The 17,796-nt window shown below is 54.4% G+C and carries 14 protein-coding genes; 10 read left to right on the top strand and 4 right to left on the bottom strand.

Annotated elements, in window-relative coordinates; all coding sequences use genetic code 11:
• The first annotated feature begins 303 nt into the window (after window positions 1-303).
• From tamA to DAQ1742_RS16280, 7 genes are all read left to right on the top strand, one after another.
• A complete protein-coding gene (tamA, locus tag DAQ1742_RS16310; protein WP_051124245.1) occupies window positions 304-2,061 on the top strand; it encodes an autotransporter assembly complex protein TamA in 1,758 nt (585 codons plus the stop codon).
• Entirely contained in the window at window positions 2,058-5,807 is a 3,750-nt protein-coding gene (gene tamB, locus DAQ1742_RS16305) for an autotransporter assembly complex protein TamB (RefSeq protein ID WP_035343946.1), read from the top strand. Before tamA ends, tamB begins: the two co-directional genes overlap by 4 nt.
• 2 nt (window positions 5,808-5,809) lie before the next feature.
• A complete protein-coding gene (locus DAQ1742_RS16300; protein WP_035343944.1) occupies window positions 5,810-6,163 on the top strand; it encodes a gamma-glutamylcyclotransferase family protein in 354 nt (117 codons plus the stop codon).
• Between the two features lie 611 nt (window positions 6,164-6,774).
• Window positions 6,775-7,731 carry an aminotransferase class I/II-fold pyridoxal phosphate-dependent enzyme gene (locus DAQ1742_RS16295; RefSeq protein WP_232046535.1) on the top strand — a complete coding sequence of 319 codons (957 nt, stop codon included), beginning with the start codon at window positions 6,775-6,777 and terminating at the stop codon, window positions 7,729-7,731.
• Between the two features lie 181 nt (window positions 7,732-7,912).
• Window positions 7,913-8,974, top strand: coding sequence for a cupin domain-containing protein (locus tag DAQ1742_RS16290; protein WP_035343940.1), 1,062 nt, complete (start codon window positions 7,913-7,915; stop codon window positions 8,972-8,974).
• Window positions 8,971-10,452, top strand: coding sequence for a tRNA ligase subunit PheS family protein (locus DAQ1742_RS16285; protein WP_035343938.1), 1,482 nt, complete (start codon window positions 8,971-8,973; stop codon window positions 10,450-10,452). The genes DAQ1742_RS16290 and DAQ1742_RS16285 overlap by 4 nt, the downstream gene beginning before the upstream one ends.
• Entirely contained in the window at window positions 10,452-10,874 is a 423-nt protein-coding gene (locus DAQ1742_RS16280) for a nuclear transport factor 2 family protein (protein WP_035343936.1), read from the top strand. Before DAQ1742_RS16285 ends, DAQ1742_RS16280 begins: the two co-directional genes overlap by 1 nt.
• A 117-nt stretch (window positions 10,875-10,991) precedes the next feature.
• On the opposite strand, the gene ppa is transcribed toward DAQ1742_RS16280, so the two are convergent.
• Complete coding sequence (gene ppa / locus DAQ1742_RS16275) at window positions 10,992-11,519, bottom strand: inorganic diphosphatase (RefSeq protein ID WP_035343934.1); 528 nt, start codon at window positions 11,517-11,519, stop codon at window positions 10,992-10,994.
• Between the two features lie 310 nt (window positions 11,520-11,829).
• Between ppa and DAQ1742_RS16270 the strand changes: the two genes are divergently transcribed.
• Complete coding sequence (locus tag DAQ1742_RS16270) at window positions 11,830-13,422, top strand: methyl-accepting chemotaxis protein (RefSeq protein ID WP_035343932.1); 1,593 nt, start codon at window positions 11,830-11,832, stop codon at window positions 13,420-13,422.
• 132 nt (window positions 13,423-13,554) lie between these two features.
• Here DAQ1742_RS16270 and plsY read toward each other — a convergent pair whose 3' ends face one another.
• Complete coding sequence (gene plsY, locus DAQ1742_RS16265) at window positions 13,555-14,193, bottom strand: glycerol-3-phosphate 1-O-acyltransferase PlsY (protein ID WP_035343930.1); 639 nt, start codon at window positions 14,191-14,193, stop codon at window positions 13,555-13,557.
• 107 nt (window positions 14,194-14,300) lie between these two features.
• On the opposite strand from plsY, the gene folB reads away from it, so the two are divergent.
• Together folB and bacA are read left to right on the top strand one after the other, a co-directional pair.
• Complete coding sequence (gene folB, locus DAQ1742_RS16260) at window positions 14,301-14,663, top strand: bifunctional dihydroneopterin aldolase/7,8-dihydroneopterin epimerase (protein ID WP_035343928.1); 363 nt, start codon at window positions 14,301-14,303, stop codon at window positions 14,661-14,663.
• A 245-nt stretch (window positions 14,664-14,908) separates the two neighbouring features.
• Window positions 14,909-15,730, top strand: a complete 822-nt coding sequence (gene bacA, locus DAQ1742_RS16255) for an undecaprenyl-diphosphate phosphatase (protein ID WP_180706341.1) — start codon at window positions 14,909-14,911, stop codon at window positions 15,728-15,730.
• A gap of 58 nt (window positions 15,731-15,788) precedes the next feature.
• Here bacA and DAQ1742_RS16250 read toward each other — a convergent pair whose 3' ends face one another.
• Together DAQ1742_RS16250 and DAQ1742_RS16245 are read right to left on the bottom strand one after the other, a co-directional pair.
• Window positions 15,789-17,027 (bottom strand): multifunctional CCA addition/repair protein, encoded by a 1,239-nt coding sequence (locus DAQ1742_RS16250; protein ID WP_035343924.1) that lies wholly within the window; start codon window positions 17,025-17,027, stop codon window positions 15,789-15,791.
• Between the two features lie 143 nt (window positions 17,028-17,170).
• The gene (locus DAQ1742_RS16245; protein WP_035346294.1) at window positions 17,171-17,791 is read right to left on the bottom strand and encodes a TIGR04211 family SH3 domain-containing protein; all 621 of its coding nucleotides are present in this window, start codon (window positions 17,789-17,791) and stop codon (window positions 17,171-17,173) included.
• Window positions 17,792-17,796: the final 5 nt, after the last annotated feature.

Here is a 17,796-nt window from a genome sequence, read left to right as displayed (position 1 = left end):
CGAGTTAATGTGAACGGTCTTTGTGGTGCAATAGCACAGCAGCATGGTGCAATAACACGGCAACATAGTGCAAGAGCACGGCTATAGAGTGCAATAACACGGCAATATGACCGGTGTATGGCAGCGACGGCGTTGTCTGTATGAGGATGGCTATCTATAGTTAACAAAGTAACAGAGAGACTTGTCTGTTGTTGACACGAAATCACGTCAATTCTGCTGACACTACCAGGAAGTTAAGTGAGCGTTTTCATCAGAATAAAAAACCACGTCTTTGGCAACGTATCTCACGGCACGTATCACCTGATGCGAGAGTTACGGCATCACAAGGTGTACTGGCGAGCGTCGTTTGTACTGCTATGGCTGTTGTTGTCTCCCGCGGTGGGGGCGGCAACGGTACGTTTACAGCTCATGGGGCTTGAGGGCGAGCTGCAAAAAAATGTGCGGGCCCGGCTCTCAACCATCACACCGGATGAAGTTAACGCCGATAACCGCTTTCGCGCCCGCGTCGATGAGTCGATTCGTCAGGGGCTTCGCGCGCTGGGCTACTATGACCCGTCCATCGATTTTGAGTTTATTCCCGCAGAGGGGCGTGGTCGCCCGGTGCTGAAAGTCACGGTTAGCCCCGGCGAGCCGGTAAAAATAGCCGGTGCCCGCATCGCGTTACGTGGGCAGGCTCAGCAGGATGATGACTACCAGCGGCTGCTGAGAATGCATCGTCCGGTGGTGGGTGGCGTGTTGAACCACGGCAATTACGAGGATTTCAAAACCGAACTCAATACGCTGTCTATGCGTAAAGGGTATTTTGATGGCCGCTTCAATCAGCACCGTTTAACCGTCATGCAGTCCACCCGGCAGGCCTGGTGGGATATCGATTACGACAGCGGTGAGCGTTACCATTTCGGTAACGTGGTGTTTCAGGGTAGCCAAATTCGCCCCGACTATTTGCAAAATCTGGTGCCATTTAAGGAGGGCGACGCCTATTCTTCGGAGCGCCTGGGGGAGCTTAACCGGCGTTTGTCTGCCACTGGCTGGTTTAATTCGGTGGTGGTTGCGCCAGATTTGGCCGCCGGGCGTCAGAGCCATCGGCTGGCGTTGGATGCGGTGTTAACGCCGCGAACCCGTAACAGTGTCGAAACCGGTGTGGGGTACGCGACCGATGTCGGGCCTCGCCTGAAAACCACCTGGAACAAGCCTTGGGTGAACAGCTATGGCCACAGCCTGAGCAGCAGTCTGAGCCTGTCGGCACCGGAGCAACAGCTCGACTGGAGTTACAAGATCCCGCTGCTGAAAAACCCGCTGGAGCACTACTATCTGGTGCAGGGCGGATTCAAGCGTGAAGATCTCAACGACACCCAATCCGATTCCACCTCCTTAAATCTTGCCCGCTACTGGGAGCTTTCCAGTGGGTGGCAGCGGGCGCTGAAGCTGCGCTGGACGTTGGATCACTTTACTCAGGCCAATGTCACCCATACCACGATGCTGCTTTATCCCGGTGTGAGCCTCAACCGTACCCGCCAGCGTGGCGGGTTGATGCCGGAGTGGGGCGATACCCAGCGTTATTCGGTCGATGTATCGAATACGCTGTGGGGCTCGGATATCGATTTTGCGGTATTTCAGGCGCAACACGCCTGGGTGCGTACCGTGGCGGAAAAACACCGCGTTGTGGCGCGTGCCAATCTGGGCTGGATTGAAACCAGCCGTTTCTCCCGCGTGCCGCCGTCATTGCGCTTTTTTGCCGGGGGCGATCGCAGCATTCGCGGCTATAAATACAAATCCATCTCCCCGCGTGACAGTGACGGCAAACTGACCGGGGCGACGAAGCTTGCCACCGGATCGCTCGAATATCAGTACAACCTGAGCGGCAAATGGTGGGGCGCGGTCTTTGTTGACAGCGGTGAAGCCATTAATGATCTGACGCAAACCCATGTTAAAACAGGCGCGGGTATCGGCGTGCGCTGGGCCTCGCCGGTTGGCCCGGTAAAATTCGATATCGCCCGGCCTGTTGGCGATAGCGACAGACACGGCGTGCAATTTTATATCGGGCTGGGGCCGGAGCTATGAGCAAAATAAAACAAGCCGGTATTGGCCTGACGCTGTTATTACTGACGGTGTTGCTCTTGCTGGCGTGGCTGATAAGCACGGCGACGGGGCTGCATCTGCTGCTCACGACGGCCACACGCTGGGTGCCGGGGTTAACCATTGAACAGGTAGAGGGGGACTTAACTGCGCTGACGTTACAAGACATCCGTTATCAGACAACCGGCGTCAGCGTAGAGGTGCAGGCGCTGCATCTGGCAGTGCAACCGTCCTGTCTGTGGCACAGCCAGGTGTGTCTGGATGAGGTGTCATTACAACGCCTGCGTGTGCGGGTGGACAGCAGCCAACAGACGCCTGCGGCTGCCGAAGCCGCCTCCTCGCCAACCGAGAGTGACGGCCGTGCACCGGTTGCGATAGCACTGCGCCATCTTCGCCTGAGCGACAGCCAGATAGTGATTGATGGCACCGCAATCACCCTTGGCACGCTGCAAACCGGGGTGAACTGGCAGGGGAGAGCATTGACGTTACTGCCCACGCAATTGACCGGGCTTGAGCTCACTGTGCCGCCCGCATCGTCTGCGCCTGCGCGTCCCCCTGCTGAGGCGGCCGTTGCCTTGGGCGAGCGGTTACGCGCCCTGTTTGCCACTCCGTTGCTACCGGCCATGCCTGCGTTTTCACTGCCTTTGGATCTCACCATTGATGATTTTCGCGGTGAAGACTGGCGAATTCAGGGCGAACAACCGCTGCGGATATCGAACGTTCAGCTACAGGCTCAGACGCGAAAACAGGCGCTGGTATTACAGCAATTAAGGGTGGTGTTGCCACAAGGCACACTCTCTGCGCAGGGCGAGATGAGCTTTACCGATGACTGGCCGCTCACGTTAACGGCCAATGTCATCGTCAGTGATGAGGTACTCAGCGGTGAACGGATTCGGCTGACGGCCGCAGGCAGCCTGCGTCAGCAATTGCAGGTCATGATGAATTTATCCGGCCCGCAGTCAGCGCAACTGAGCATTGAAACCTCACTGGCCGAGGCCGGGTTGCCATTGGCTATCAACCTGAGTAGCCCACAGTTGCGCTGGCCGCTCACCGGTGAGGCGTTATATCAGTTCAAACAACTGCAACTCACGTTGGGTGGCCGGGCGACCGACTATGCGCTCTCGTTACGCACCGACATCGCCGGACAAGCATTGCCCCCGGCAACGCTGACGCTAGATGGCAACGGCAGCGAACAACAATTTACCTTCAGGCAACTGCAACTGGCGGCGCTGCAAGGCACGGCAAACATCAGCGGAGAACTGGCCTGGCCTGATGCGCTGCACTGGCGTACCGAATTGGCGCTTAGCGGTATTAACAGCGCGCAACAATGGCCGCAATGGCCAGTACGGCTGGACGGTTCATTGAGTACACGCGGTAGCCTGTCGGCCACCCACTGGCAACTGGATATCCCGCAGTTAAATCTGGATGGACAGGTGCGGCAGAACCGGGTGGCGGTGAAAGGGACTCTTAGCGGAGATGACAGTGGCCAGTGGTCGATACCGGGCGTTGTGGTGGCTCTAGGGCGCAATCAACTCTCGCTACAAGGCCGTGTGGGCGAACAGTGGCAGCTGGATGGGCAGCTCAATGCCCCGTCACTCAATGGCCTGCTGCCAGAGCTTGCCGGGAAGATAACCGGTAACGTGCGTATTTCAGGCTCGCGCGAGCAACCCCATTTGCAAACCAGCCTGGATGCCAGCGGTTTACGCTGGCAGCAACTGCGCATTGGGCAGCTAACGCTTACTGGCGATGTACAGACAGGCCAGCAGGTACGTGGTTCGCTGGCCTTGCAGGTGCAGCAACTGACGCAGGATGAATGGCGGCTGGCCTCTGTGAGCCTGCGGGCCACGGGAGATGAGAATCAGCATCAGCTACGGGTGATGATAAAAGGTGAGCCATTGAGCGGGCAGTGGTTATTGAACGGCCATGTTGACCGGGCCAGACAACGCTGGCAAGGCGAGCTCACCGATACCCGTTTTAATACGCCGGTTGGTGAGTGGCGGCTGGTGCCTTCTCTGGCACTGGCCTATCAGGCGACCACTCAGGTGTTGACGCTGGGGGCGCATTGCTGGCGTCATCCTGAGGCTGAACTGTGTGTGCCGCAGCCGATAGCAGCCGGAGCCAGCGGCAAGGCCACGTTGGCGCTTAACCGCTTTAACCTGTCGATACTCAAGCCGTTTATCAGCCCACAGACGGCGGTGAGCGGCAACATTACCGGCAACGCACAGGTGAGCTGGCAGCCCGGCGACGGCCTGCCGGATGCCCGGTTGAAGCTTAATGGCAGCGGCGTGAGTGTGCGTCAGGCGCTACAAGGTGGCGCAGCGCTGCCGGTAACATTCAACACCCTGACGCTGGATGCCGCGTTGCAACGTGGGCAGGCGCGGCTGGCATGGCTGGCGGGCATTGAAGGGAATGGCCGTATCCGGGGCGATATTCAGATAACCGACCCACAGCAACGGCGGGCGCTTGGCGGCACCCTGTCGATTAACGACGTGTCGCTGGCGTTGCTAAAACCGATGCTGCGCCAGAATGAAAATGCCAATGGCATGATGAATGCTGACCTGCGCTTTGGTGGCAGTGTGGCGCATCCGCAGGTATTTGGCCAACTGGCGCTGACGGGGCTGTCAGCGCAGAGCAATGTCATTCCGGTCGATTTAAACCAGGGACAACTGACGTTTATCTTCAACGGCATGTCCTCTTCACTGCAAGGTGTACTGGCGAGCGCACAGGGGCAAATCAATCTGGCGGGCAATGCCGACTGGTCGCAGCCGCAGGCGTGGCGGGCGCGTCTGGCGGTGAAGGGGGAGCGGATGCGCGTGACGGTGCCGCCGATGGCAAGACTGGATGTGTCTCCAGACATTGTGTTTGACGCCTCCCCACAGTTATTGGCGCTCAATGGAACCGTGACTATCCCCTGGGCACGCATCGTGGTGCATGAGATGCCGCAGAGCACCGTGGCGGTATCGGATGATGAGGTGATGCTGGATGCACAACATCGGCCTGCCACAACGGCGGGGGCATCAATCCCGATTGTCAGCAATCTGATTGTGCGGGTGGGAGAGGATGTCTGGCTGGATGCGTATGGCCTGCGGGCGCGGTTACGAGGCGACCTGAACGTCACGCAGGATACTCAGGGGCTTGGCCTGAATGGGCAAATTGTTATGCCTGAAGGACGTTTTAAAGCCTATGGGCAAGATTTACAGGTGCGCAAAGGCCAACTGCTGTTTGCCGGGCCACCCACTCAGCCGGTGCTCAATATTGAAGCCATCCGTAACCCGGATAACACCGCCGATAGTGTCACGGTTGGCGTCAGAATTACCGGCCCGGCGGCCACGCCGAAACTGGAGGTCTTCTCCGAGCCCACATTGTCGCAGCAAGAAGCGTTATCGTATCTGTTACGCGGGCAAGGGTTGAACAGCACGGGGACGGACAGTGCGATGATGACATCAGCGCTGATTGGTTTGGGGGTTGCACAAAGTGGTCAAGTTGTGGGTAAAATCGGCGAGGCCTTTGGCGTAAGCAATTTAGCTCTGGATACACAGGGTGTTGGCGATAAATCACAGGTTGTCGTCAGCGGCTACGTTCTACCGGGCCTACAGGTCAAATACGGGGTTGGCCTGTTTGATTCACTGGCAACGCTAACCTTACGTTACCGTTTAATGCCGAAACTATACCTGGAAGCGGTGTCTGGCGTGAGCCAGGCGCTCGATGTGCTCTATCAGTTCGAGTTTTAGCCATGCGAGTTATTGTCTACGGCAGTTTACGGCGCAAACAGGGAAACAGTCATTGGATGACCAATGCCCAGTGGTTAGGGGACCATCAGCTTGAAGGCTATGAGCTGTATGATTTGGGCCACTACCCTGCGGCAGTAGCAGGCGAAGGAGAGATTCACTGCGAGATCTATCGGATCAGTTCATCGATTCTGGCGGAATTGGATGAATTGAAGCGAGAAGGCAGTGTAGGGGCTTATAAGCGTGAGCTGATTGCAACACCTTATGGCAGTGCCTGGATTTACCTGTACCAACGCCCGGTCACTGGCCTGCGTCGCATTACCAGCGGAGACTGGTTAAAGCGTCACGAAGAGCCATAGCCTCACATTACGCCACACCCTAAATAATCCCGGTTGCTGATAGCAGTAACCGGGATTAATTTTTTAACTAAATAGTCACTGGCTGTTTTACTATTGCCTATTTCCATAGGTTTATTTCTTTATTATTCTTTTTCGTGTAAAGAAATGTTGTTGATATTTTTTAATTCTATCTTTTGTTCTTGAAGAAATTTTTTGTTGTTAATTTTTATGTGTGTTTTGTTTTTTATGATACTTGACAGTGTGGTAATTTTGATTCAATAATGAAAATTATTAACAGTCATGCTGTGTCTTTTTATTTTTTCATTCTGGCTTGGGTTTGTCTGCCAGTTTTTTGATAACACCATTTATGGTCAGGGAAGAATGCAGGCCTGTTACCTGGATTTATGCTTTTCTGCTTTTCATATTAAATACTTTTCCTTGTTGGCTGCCACTACTTATGGTAGCAGGAAATAAGTTTAATATTAAAATGCAATAAGTGTAAAAAGAAAGCATGATAGGCCATTTTATGCTCTGTTTGCACAAGGATGAAAATGAAAAAATTATTAATCAGGGATGTAGTCAATAATATGACGCCCGCCTTCAGTTTTTCCTCCCGCTCGGAGGAACGAGGGATGATTAACCTCCGCGATAACGAAAATCCCTTTGGCGGCCAGCAAAATCGTTACCCTCCGAATGTCTATCCATCGCTTGCGGGGTGTTATCTTAACGCCCTGAATGAGATAGAGGGCCATGATGATAGCCGGGAGTGGCATCAGGATATGGTGCTCATGACACGCGGAGCTTCAGATGGGCTGGATTTAATTTTTCGCGCCTTCTTTGAACCGGCTAAAGACAGTGTTATTGTCACGCCACCTAATTTTCGCTTATTTGATGAGCTCGCTACGGTTTATTCTGTTCGACTGGAGCCGATCCCTCTTTTAGGCAGTAATTTTAACCACCTGAATGTCGAAAAAATAAAGGCAAGCCAGGCAAAAGGCCTATTCCTCTGCGACCCGAATAACCCGATTGGCAGTAGCCTGAAGGTTGATGAGGTGATGGATATTCTGGAAAATTTCTCCGGGCTGGTCGTGGTGGATGAAGCCTATGTTGAATATGCCTCCCGGCGCTCATTTCGTCATCTTATTCATGATTATCCACAATTAATCGTCGTGCGTTCTTTGTCGAAAGGTATGGCGCTTGCGGGCTTGCGTCTAGGTGCCGTGCTGGCCCAGCCGGAGCTTATTCGCGCGATGATGAAGGTGAGGCTCCCGTTTGCGCTGCCACAGCCGGTTATCGAGCAGGCGCAAGCGGCGCTGTCAAATACCACACAATTAAAGCAACAGATTTCGCTCTTCATTCAGGAGCGTGAACGCGTAGCGCAACTGCTGCGACATATTCCCGAAATAGAAAAAGTGTTTTCCAATGCCGGGTTTATCACGATCAAAGCCCCTGAGTCTTTTGCCACCCGTTTACTCAATGCCGGATTTGATGTTTTGCCAAATCCAATGGGGCTTGTGGGATATATTCGTATTTCACTGGCAGCCGCTAATGTGATGGATGATCTCATCGGCGTGTTGCGTAATAAATAGGGTGTTAAAAATACGGAGATGAAATTATTATAGTGAGTGTGTCGATTCAAAATAATGTTTGAGCATCTTCGGAAAGCTTTTAGGTTTTCTTATAAAGTTATGCGAATGGTTTTTATGGGCCTGGTCGGCCTCGTCAATAGCGTTAAATATAATAGATGTGAATTACAAGGAGTCGTTGGAAATGAATAAGGAACAGCAAGCGGTTGTGAATGTGATTGCGCGTGAACAAATTCGTGCGATTACCCATGTCGAAGTGAATGGTGAAACCCATTTGCTGGGGCAGCATCGAGATTTTCGTCGGGATGAAAACCTGGCGCGTTTTATTCCAGAGAATGGTCGGCTGTCATTTGCCTGGGTGCGTTTAAGAGAGGGTGAAACACTGGATGTGCACCAGCATCCGACAAAGTCGATGATTATTGTTACGAGTGGTTCAGTACAATTAACCGGTGACAGCCCGCGTCAGTTATATGAAGGAGATATTGTCTGTGTCGAGCCATTTCAAAATCACGGTTTTACCACACGAGAAGGTGAAACCTTTCATGGCTTGTCCATTCAGTTTGAAGGTAAAGGATTATATGAAGATGAAACTCAGGCAAGAGTCACCTTCAGTGATGCATTAAATAGCCTGCATCAGGTGAATGAAACCCTGTTAGGGCGTCACCAGCAAAATGCACTGTTTAAATTATTCTCTTCCGGTCGGTTGCAAAAAGATGCGAAATTACGCCAGCGTTTTGTTTCTGCCTTATATGTATGGTCATGCTATTTCCAGAAAATGGTGTTAGCGCGTCAGGCGCTGTGTGTGACGCCGGCATTGCAGGAGGAGTATCAGCGTCATTTCATGGAAGAAGTGGGGCATGATGAGTTATTGCGGGTACGTTATCAGATTAACGAGACGGTGTACGATCCGATTCTGGAAGCGGCAGGCAACTGGTTTGTTTCTCAGATGTACCAGCAAGATGAAGCCGGAAAACTGGTGATTGTGCATCTGGTGGTGGAGTCGAGCGGTCATGTGTTTGGCCTGGCAACCTCAGAGATCTTCCACAAGCCAGAAGTCGAAGGTGACTATTTTGATGTTCACGCGGAGGCCGATGATGACCACCGTGCCATCGGCCAGGGGTATTTGCATAGCCTGCCGGCTGAAAAAATACAGTCTCTGCTGCCACTGTGCCGTCAGGCATGGGACATGATGGATCTGGTACATGAGCGTATTGCCGCCTGGACATTACAAGGTGCTTCATCATGACATCCTGTTGCCAGCCTGCGCTCGGTTCATTGCATCCGCTGACGCTGCTCAGGCAACACATCGCCGGGTTTTTTCAGGCGCGTGGCTATACCCCGATGGAAGGGCCAGAAATTGAAGCTGAATGGTTCAATTTTGATGTGCTGAATATGGCGGATGACCATTTTGCCCGTGCCCCGGACAATACTTTTTATCTGGCTCAGGTTGGCGCGAAACGGCCTGATTCGTTAACGCCGCCCGACTCGCCCGGGCCGCGCTCCGGGCTGGTGCTGCGGGCTCATACCTCACCGGTACAGGCGCGCACCTTGCTCACGCAAGCACCGCCGTTATACCGCTTTCATATCGGGCGAACCTATCGCCCTGATGCGCTGGATGCCACGCATAGCCCGGTTTTCAATCAACTGGAAGGGCTGGCGGTAGACCGCCATCTGACGATGGATAATCTCAAGCAACTGCTGGATGAACTGGCGCATGCGTTGTTTGGGCAAGATCTGGTGACGCGATTGCGGCCTTACGAGTTTGCTTATGCCCAGCCAGCGGCAGAGATCGACATTCAGTGTAACCAGTGCCACGGGCAATCAACAACGTGCCCGACCTGTCAGGGAGAAGGCTGGATTGAATGGGGCGGTTGCGGCATGGTTCACCCGAATGTACTTATCAACTGTGGGGTGAACCCGGATGAGTTTCGCGCCTTCTCATTTGGTATCGGTGTGGAGCGTACATTGATGCTGCGAGACGGCTTGCAGGATTTACAACCGATCGTAAATGGTGATGTGACTTATGCCCACAGCCACGCGGCGGCACTGAGTCATGCCGGGGTGGAAACCGCGTTTGCAAGCCGCGGTGATAGCCTGACGGAGTGGACATTGGCCTCGCAGGGGCTGGTGCAGGTTTCTACTTTTCCTTTTACATCCGTTCAGGAACTGGCTCCTCTGCTACCTGCGTCATCGCAAAGCAACGCACCAAATTACTGGCAGCTACGCAACCCGATAGCGGGCATGGCACCGGTGCTGCGTCCGTTGCTGTTGCCGGGGCTATTGAACCTCTGGCAGCAACAGAGCGCGGCCTTACCCGCTCACAGTAACGGTATTTTTGAACGTGCGCGGGTGTTCTTGCCGGGCCTGTTGTCTGCGGCACCGGCCATCGCCACGGGCTCTGCGCCGTCTGACGAACAACTGGCACAACTGTATTCGGCGATTCCCCGCCAGCCGTTTCATCTGGCAGCCTTGGGCCGGGACGGCGGGCAGTTGCTGACAGCGGTGCAGGCAGCACTGGCTGCACAAGGTGTGACGGTGCATTGCCGGGAAGATGAGCCGCTTCCCTGGGCCACATCAGGCGTCACTGCGCTGGTCACTGACGCGGGCGATATTATTGGCCACGCCGGGCAACTGGCCCCCCATGTTTTGTCTGCATGGCAGCTATCCGAGCCGCTGGCAGCCTGTGAAATTACAATGGATATCACGCTTCAGGAGGAAAAATAATGACACCGGATCAAATTGCTAAAACTTACCTTGAATCACTGGAGAAGAGCGATCTTCGCGCCATTCTCGATCTCTATACGCCCGATGGCGTGGTGTTCTCACCGCTGTATGGCCCGAGAAAAGCGGTTGATTTTTATACTGCGTTATTTAAAGACACCGGGCGCGCGAAAATTAACCTGAAAGGTGTGACTAAAGGTTCACAGGTTGATGGCCGACCGCTGATAACCATCTGGTTTAAATTCAAGTGGACGTTGCCGTCGGGTGAGCCTGCGCATTTTGAGTGTGTCGATGTGCTGGAAATGAATAGCGCCGGGTTGATTGAAAAATTGCACATCATTTACGACACGGTAACGGCACGACCGGCTTATGAAGCGGAGTTTGGTGTTGGCAGTTCGTGGCGACCTGCGTTTGAAGAGGAGTGAAACACGGGCAGGTTAGCCTAACATCCCTGAAAACAACAACACCGCCTGTGGCGGTGTTGTTGTTTGTATCGCGGCCACCGTCACAGTGAAGGCGATACGTCCGCTGTCGTGGCGGCTTTATTTTTTGGCGCGCTCGAAAGAGGCCAGAATTTCCGCTTTTGCGGCGTCGGCATCCGCCCAGCCTTCCACTTTTACCCACTTGCCTTTTTCCAGATCTTTGTAGTGCTCAAAGAAATGGCCTATCTGCGCTCGCAGCAGTTCCGGCAGATCGTTAACGTCTTTGATGTGGTCGTATTCTTTGCTCAGTTTGGTGTGCGGCACGGCAACCACTTTCGCATCTTCGCCAGACTCATCAGTCATTTTCAGCACGCCAACCGGACGGCAGCGGATCACAGAACCCGGCTGCAACGGATACGGCGTCGGCACCAGCACGTCAACCGGATCACCATCCAGTGACAAGGTGTTATTGATATAGCCGTAGTTGCACGGATAGAACATCGCGGTAGACATGAAACGGTCTACAAACAGCGCGCCGGTTTCTTTGTCCACTTCATATTTGATGGGATCAGAATTAGCCGGGATTTCGATAACTACATAAATGTCTTCCGGGAGGTCTTTGCCCGCCGGTACGGTATTCAAACTCATGTCGGTTTCCTTCTTCTTCAAACCAGAATGGAGTGGCGGTCATTATAGCCAACTGATGGCGAAAGTCGTGAGTTTTTAGGCTACTCGTGCCTCCCGGCAGGCAGAAGGGTGAAAAATGAACACCTTGCTAATTAGTAATATGTAAATAATTAATTAAGCTAAAGAAATGCTGCCAGCATTCCGATAATCTCTGATTCCGAATCGTCTCATCTGGCAAAATCCGGTTGTGGGGGAATGGCTTTAGCCGGATGAGTGGCACAGGAAATTATTTTTATTTTTTATGATTTTGTATCACAAAGGGAGAGTACGGATGCTAAAGCGTATTACGGTCAAGCAAGGGTTGTTGGCATTGCTTGCAATGATGCTGGTGTTGTTGGCAGTGGTGGCTGGAATAGGGACAAGTGCGATTAGTCAGGGAAATCGCTCATTACAGTCGGTAGACAAAATTCAGGGCAAGGAACTTAGTGCGCTGTCGGCGAGCTATACCGCCACGCTGCGGGCCAGAATAGCGGCGGCACAGGCGGTTCGCTTGCATGAGGTAGGCCTGATTGACAAGGCACGCGAGAGCACCGGGCAGGTCGCGCAATATACCGAGGCTTCTCGCCGCGAGATGACGCGGTTTTTGGCCTATGGCACGGTAACGCAACGCGGAGCAGAGCTGGCTGAACATATTAAGGTTGCCTACGAGGCTTACGATCGCCAGGGGGTACAGCCTCTGTTAACGGCATTACGCAATGATGATCTCGATGATTACTACACGTTAATGCAAGATACCCTGCCGGCGTTGACACTGGCGATGGATACCGCCATTAACGATTTTCGTGACTATGCGCTGCAAGTCGGGGAAAACCTGTTGCAACAGGCTGATACGCTGGCATCCAGCCGGTTATTGGGCATCGGAAGTGCGTTGTGTATCTCGATATTGCTGGCGGTATTAGCCTGGTGGGCGATTCGCCAGTGGGTATTACGGCCGCTGGATGGTGCAGTGCAGCATCTTGAAATCATTGCTCAGGGTGACTTGTCCGGCCAAATCGAGGAGGGACGTCACAATGAAATTGGTCGTCTGATTCAGGCCATGAGGCTGATGCAAGCATCATTATCGGTTGCGGTCGGGCGAGTGCGGGATGCCGGCGGGCAGATTGATGTGGGTACTCGTGAGCTGGCGTCTGGCAACAGCCATTTGGCCGAGCGTACTGAGGAGTCGGCAGCCTCGCTGGAGCAAACGGCGTCCAGCATGGAGCAACTGGCTTCGACGGTAAAATTAAATGCGGATAATGCCGATCAGGCTTATCTGCTGGCCAAACAGGTATCGGACATTGCCGATAAAGGCAGCGAGGCATCAAATCAGATGCTGGAAAAAATGCAGATGATCTCGGCTACGGCCGCGCGGGTCGCTGACATTCTGACCATGATTGACGGGATTGCTTTTCAGACCAATATTCTGGCACTCAATGCGGCAGTGGAAGCGGCTCGCGCCGGGGAGCAAGGGCGTGGTTTTGCCGTTGTCGCCGGAGAGGTGCGTAATCTGGCGCAGCGTAGCGCCGAGTCGGCTAAAGAGATCAAAGCGTTGATGCAAGACTCGCAAACACAGGTGAATGAAGGGGCGGAAATTGCCCGTGTGGCGGGAGAAACCATGAACGATGTCTCCTCGGCCGTGGCGCGGGTGACGACGCTGATGCGCGAAATCTCAGGGGCGACCCGTGAACAGAGTAACGGGATTGAGCAGGTGAATCAGGCGGTTTCGCAAATGGACGCCGTTGCTCAGCAAAATGCCTCACTGGTGGAACAATCCGCCGCTGCCACCCGCTCACTGGAGGAACAGGCTCATGAACTGGCGGCCAGCATGGCGCAATTCCGACTGTCCCCGCAGACGGCAAACTTCGCTCAGGCGCTATTAAAGTGATGATAATGCACTGGTATTAAAATGCAGTGGTATTAATACAAGGGTGATGGCGGTGGTCTGAACGTCACCCGGCTTTAGCGCCCGATGACGCGGCGCTAAAGCGACGCAACATCGCAGTGCTGGGCTCAGGATTCAGTGATTGTCCTGATGGGGCGCGTCATCCGGTGAGGAGGATGAGCGGCGTAATTTCTTCCACACCTTGCTTTCCTGACCGCGCCAGAGGCGCTGGATATTATCGTGGTGGCGCATCAGAATCAGGCACGAGAGCATGGCGACGGGAAAGGTGAACTGGGGTTTGAACCACCAGACATAAAATGGCGCAATCAGTGCGCTGATAATGGCCCCGAGCGACGAATAACCGCTAAGCAGCACGGTTAACAACCAGGTGCCGGTCATCAGCCCGGTCAAGTCCCAGCCGATAGGTGCGATGGCTCCAAATGCTGTTGCCACCCCTTTACCACCGCGGAACTGGAAAAATACCGGATAAATGTGCCCAAGACAGGCGGCAATCGCCGTCAGCCCCAAATAGAGCGGTGAACTGCCCAGTGCGTATGCCCCCCAGACCGGCAACATGCCTTTGAGGACATCAAAAACAAGCACCGCCGCTGCCGCGATTTTACCACCAACGCGTAAGACATTCGTGGCCCCCGGATTTCCCGAGCCTTGAGTACGAGGATCGGGCAGGCCGGCAATACGGCAGATCAGAATCGCACTGGAGATGGAGCCACACAGATACGCGACGATAATCATTCCGGGCGCGATAACACTCATAAACGGCTTCCGTCCAATAAGGGTCGTTTTAGGTTCAGCATCTGTGGATAATACGCACTTTCTGCCGGAAGTGGTATCCGGCGGCGGTAAAAACAGGGGATGACGTGATGGATATCGTGTTTATTGAAGAGCTGAGTGTCATTACCACTATCGGTGTTTATGACTGGGAACAGAGCATCAGGCAAAAGCTGGTGTTCGATATCGAAATGGCCTGGGATAATCAGGCCGCCGCAGCCAGCGATGATGTTGCCCACTGCCTGAGCTATGCCGATGTCAGTGACGCGGTTATCGCGCTGGTCGAGGGCGGGCGTTTTGCACTGGTAGAGCGAGTAGCGCACGAGGTTGCCTCGATGCTGATGCAGCGCTTTGCGATAGCGTGGCTGCGGATAAAAGTCAGTAAACCCGGTGCGGTGGCGCAGGCACGTAGCGTTGGGGTGATTATTGAGCGTGGCGTGCGCAAACCGGCCTGAGTCGGTAGTCGTATGACGCTAACTCAGCGTTTATTTAGGTAGGGAAAACGTCAGGTCATCAAAAGATAACCGGTTTATTTTAACGTCAGGAAAGCCTGCTTGCGTGTAGAACGCAGGCGTAGCGCCAGTGAACGCCGGTGAAATAACCGGTGATAGCCGGGAAACCGGCATCGAAGGGCGAATATGTTGCGGCTTGCCATTGGCAAGGCCGCTTTTTTATGTGGCAGGAAGGGAGTGTACGGGTGATGGCGGATCTGCATTCGTTGTGGGTAGCGTTGATATTGGGTGTGGTGGAAGGGCTGACGGAGTTTCTGCCGGTTTCTTCCACCGGGCACATGATTATTGTGGCGCACTGGCTGGGGTTTGAGGGGATAACCGCAAAAACCTTTGAGGTGATTATTCAGTTAGGGTCGATTTTGGCGGTCGTGGTGGTGTTCTGGCGGCGGATGTTCGGCCTTGTCGGCCTGCATTTTGGTCGGCCGCCGCAGCGTAATCTGTTCAGTCGTGGCCGATTGACGCTGCTGCACATTGTGCTGGCGATGCTGCCTGCGGTGGTGCTGGGGCTGGTGCTGCATGATGCCATCAAAGCGCTGTTTAACCCGGTGACGGTAAGCTACGCGCTGGTAGCCGGCGGGGTGTTACTGCTGCTGGCAGAGTGGCTGAAACCCAAAAGGCCAAAAGCGCGCGAGCTTGATGATATCAGCTACACACAGGCGTTTCTTATCGGCTGCTTCCAGTGTCTGGCGCTGTGGCCGGGTTTTTCCCGCGCCGGGGCGACGATTTCGGGGGGGATGCTGCTAGGGGTTGATCGTTATGCCGCGTCGGAGTTTTCGTTCATTCTGGCAGTGCCCATCATGCTTGGGGCCAGCGTGCTGGATCTCTACAAAAGCTGGCATTTCCTGTCGCTGGCGGATTTACCCATGTTCGCCACCGGGTTTGTTACCGCGTTTGTTGTCGCGATGATAGCGATTCAAACCTTTCTTCAGGTTATCAAGCGCGTCTCGTTCATACCGTTTGCGCTTTACCGCTTTGTTGTCGCCGCCATCGTCTGGAGCGTGCTGGCGTAATCGGATGCAGGCCGCCGCATGATGGGCGACTATGGCGGCCTGCCCGTTTTGATATGCGTTATTTACCGTCATGCGGCTGACGGGCTTTCCACTCTTCCAGTCTCTGAAGCCGACGGCGTTGCAGCTCGTCTTTAATCGCGCCATGCTGAAAGCCCGCGGCCACCACCTCGGCACTGCTGACCTCGCTGACGGCCGCGAAGGCATCGCGCAGGTAGTCGCCTTGCGGATAGGGCTGATGTTCAAGCCCGGCTCGCCCGCGCGCGTCCGCCTCGCTTGCGGTAATCAACTGCTCAAGGCGCTGAGGCTTGCGCCAGACATCAAGAGCATCGAATAATTTGAGTAACGTGTGCGGGCGAATTATCTGTACCGTATGGATAAGGTCATGGTATTCGGCCACCAGACAAGCCAGATCGCGCAGGCCGTTCGGTACGCGTAATCGCTGGCACAATGCCTGCACCAGCGGTACACCCGCCGCGCCGTGACCGTGGTGGCGGGGCCAGAGTTCTGCTGGTGTCAGGCCTTTGCCGAGATCATGACACAGGGTGGCGAAACGCACGTCGATAGCATCGGTCAGTCTGGCAGCCATCGCCAGGCTCATCATCGCATGGATGCCGGTGTCAATTTCCGGGTGCCATTGGGCCGGAGCCGGCACGCCATATAGCCTGTCAATTTCGGGAAACAACACGGCCAGCGCACCGCAGTCGCGCAGTACCTGAAAATAGACCTGAGGGTTCTCACTGCCGAGTGTTTTTTCCGTCTCTTTCCAGACCCGTTCAGGTGTCAGAAAATCCAGCTCACCGGCCTGCGTCATGGCCTGCATCAGTTGCAGCGTCTCTTCGGCAATCTGAAAGCCGAGGTGGGCGTAACGGGCGGCAAAGCGCGCCACCCGCAGCACCCGCAGCGGGTCTTCACTAAATGCCTCACTGACGTGGCGCAACAGGCGGTTTTGTAAATCCCGCTGGCCGTTATACGGGTCAAATAACTGGCCGTGCTCATCTTGTGCGATAGCGTTAATTGTCAAATCACGCCGCAGCAGGTCTTCTTCCAGCGTGATGTCCGGGGTAGCCTGACAATGAAAGCCGGTATAACCGTTGCCAGATTTGCGTTCAGTACGTGCCAGCGCATACTCTTCTTTGGTTTCAGGGTGTAAGAACACCGGGAAATCCCGACCTACCTGCTGAAAACCTTGTTGCAGCAGTAGCTCCGGGGTTGCACCTACGACCACCCAGTCGCGCTCTGTGACTGCCCTGCCAAGCAGGTTGTCACGTACAGCTCCTCCCACAAGGTAAATCTTCAAACCCGGCTCCTGTCTCGCTAACAAATAGGTTGCTGTTGTTGATGAGGATACCTGTTATCACCATCAGTTGCCGATAAAAATGGTTACTTATCAGTAGGGAACTGTTGCATAACCGGTATGCGAGCGCGCGCGAGCCGGGCGTTCTAGCCCATCCAGCGGTCACTTTTTTTGCGTCGCGGCAGCCAATACGGTAACAACAGACCCAATAGCAGGCCGCCACCCGCGACACCGCCACCATACATAAACCATTGGATGATAAGCGTGCGTTGCTTCTCATCCAGTTGCACGTTCGCAATATCCAGTTTCTTCTGTGCGACCTCAAGCTGGGTTTTTAGCGCCTGGTTTTCATGTTGCAAAGCCGCCAGCGTGGCATCGTTGCTGGCGACTTTTTCTTGCAGGCTTGCCGTGCGCTGGTTCCACTGCCGATCGAGATTATTCAGCTTCTCCGTTAACGTACTGACCTGATGTTCCAGTTCCGGTACGCAGGTTTTCAGGCTGGGTGTCTGGCTTAACTGCTGTTGTGCCAGCCAACTGGTGCGCCCTTTTTCATCACGAATTTGTGCGTACCCGGCTTCCTTGTTCACGCTCAGTACCGTGACGGCTTCCCCGGCGTTCAGGGTGCCGACAATACGGTATTGCTCCCCCGGGCCGCTGCGGGTGTAAGTGAGCAGGTCATCGGAGATATAACGTGTCTCTTGCGCATGCAGGCTAAACGCTGAAGTCAGCCCCAGCAGAACGCTCAGGAAAATCGATATTTTATTCATCATAT

The organism is Dickeya aquatica, assembly GCF_900095885.1.
GTDB lineage: Bacteria > Pseudomonadota > Gammaproteobacteria > Enterobacterales > Enterobacteriaceae > Dickeya > Dickeya aquatica.
Note: the sequence above shows the minus strand (reverse complement) of the source record. Positions and strands in the feature narration are given on the sequence as shown.

Excerpts from the sequence above, each read along its gene's own strand:
- tamA (WP_051124245.1), top strand. The coding sequence starts at position 304 with ATGCGAGAGTTACGGCATCACAAGGTGTACTGGCGAGCGTCGTTTGTA.
- DAQ1742_RS16295 (WP_232046535.1), top strand. The coding sequence starts at position 6,775 with ATGATTAACCTCCGCGATAACGAAAATCCCTTTGGCGGCCAGCAAAAT.
- DAQ1742_RS16300 (WP_035343944.1), top strand. The coding sequence starts at position 5,810 with ATGCGAGTTATTGTCTACGGCAGTTTACGGCGCAAACAGGGAAACAGT.
- DAQ1742_RS16270 (WP_035343932.1), top strand. The coding sequence starts at position 11,830 with ATGCTAAAGCGTATTACGGTCAAGCAAGGGTTGTTGGCATTGCTTGCA.
- DAQ1742_RS16280 (WP_035343936.1), top strand. The coding sequence starts at position 10,452 with ATGACACCGGATCAAATTGCTAAAACTTACCTTGAATCACTGGAGAAG.
- DAQ1742_RS16285 (WP_035343938.1), top strand. The coding sequence starts at position 8,971 with ATGACATCCTGTTGCCAGCCTGCGCTCGGTTCATTGCATCCGCTGACG.
- plsY (WP_035343930.1), bottom strand. The coding sequence starts at position 14,193 with ATGAGTGTTATCGCGCCCGGAATGATTATCGTCGCGTATCTGTGTGGC.
- DAQ1742_RS16245 (WP_035346294.1), bottom strand. The coding sequence starts at position 17,791 with ATGAATAAAATATCGATTTTCCTGAGCGTTCTGCTGGGGCTGACTTCA.
- bacA (WP_180706341.1), top strand. The coding sequence starts at position 14,909 with ATGGCGGATCTGCATTCGTTGTGGGTAGCGTTGATATTGGGTGTGGTG.
- ppa (WP_035343934.1), bottom strand. The coding sequence starts at position 11,519 with ATGAGTTTGAATACCGTACCGGCGGGCAAAGACCTCCCGGAAGACATT.
- folB (WP_035343928.1), top strand. The coding sequence starts at position 14,301 with ATGGATATCGTGTTTATTGAAGAGCTGAGTGTCATTACCACTATCGGT.
- DAQ1742_RS16290 (WP_035343940.1), top strand. The coding sequence starts at position 7,913 with ATGAATAAGGAACAGCAAGCGGTTGTGAATGTGATTGCGCGTGAACAA.
- tamB (WP_035343946.1), top strand. The coding sequence starts at position 2,058 with ATGAGCAAAATAAAACAAGCCGGTATTGGCCTGACGCTGTTATTACTG.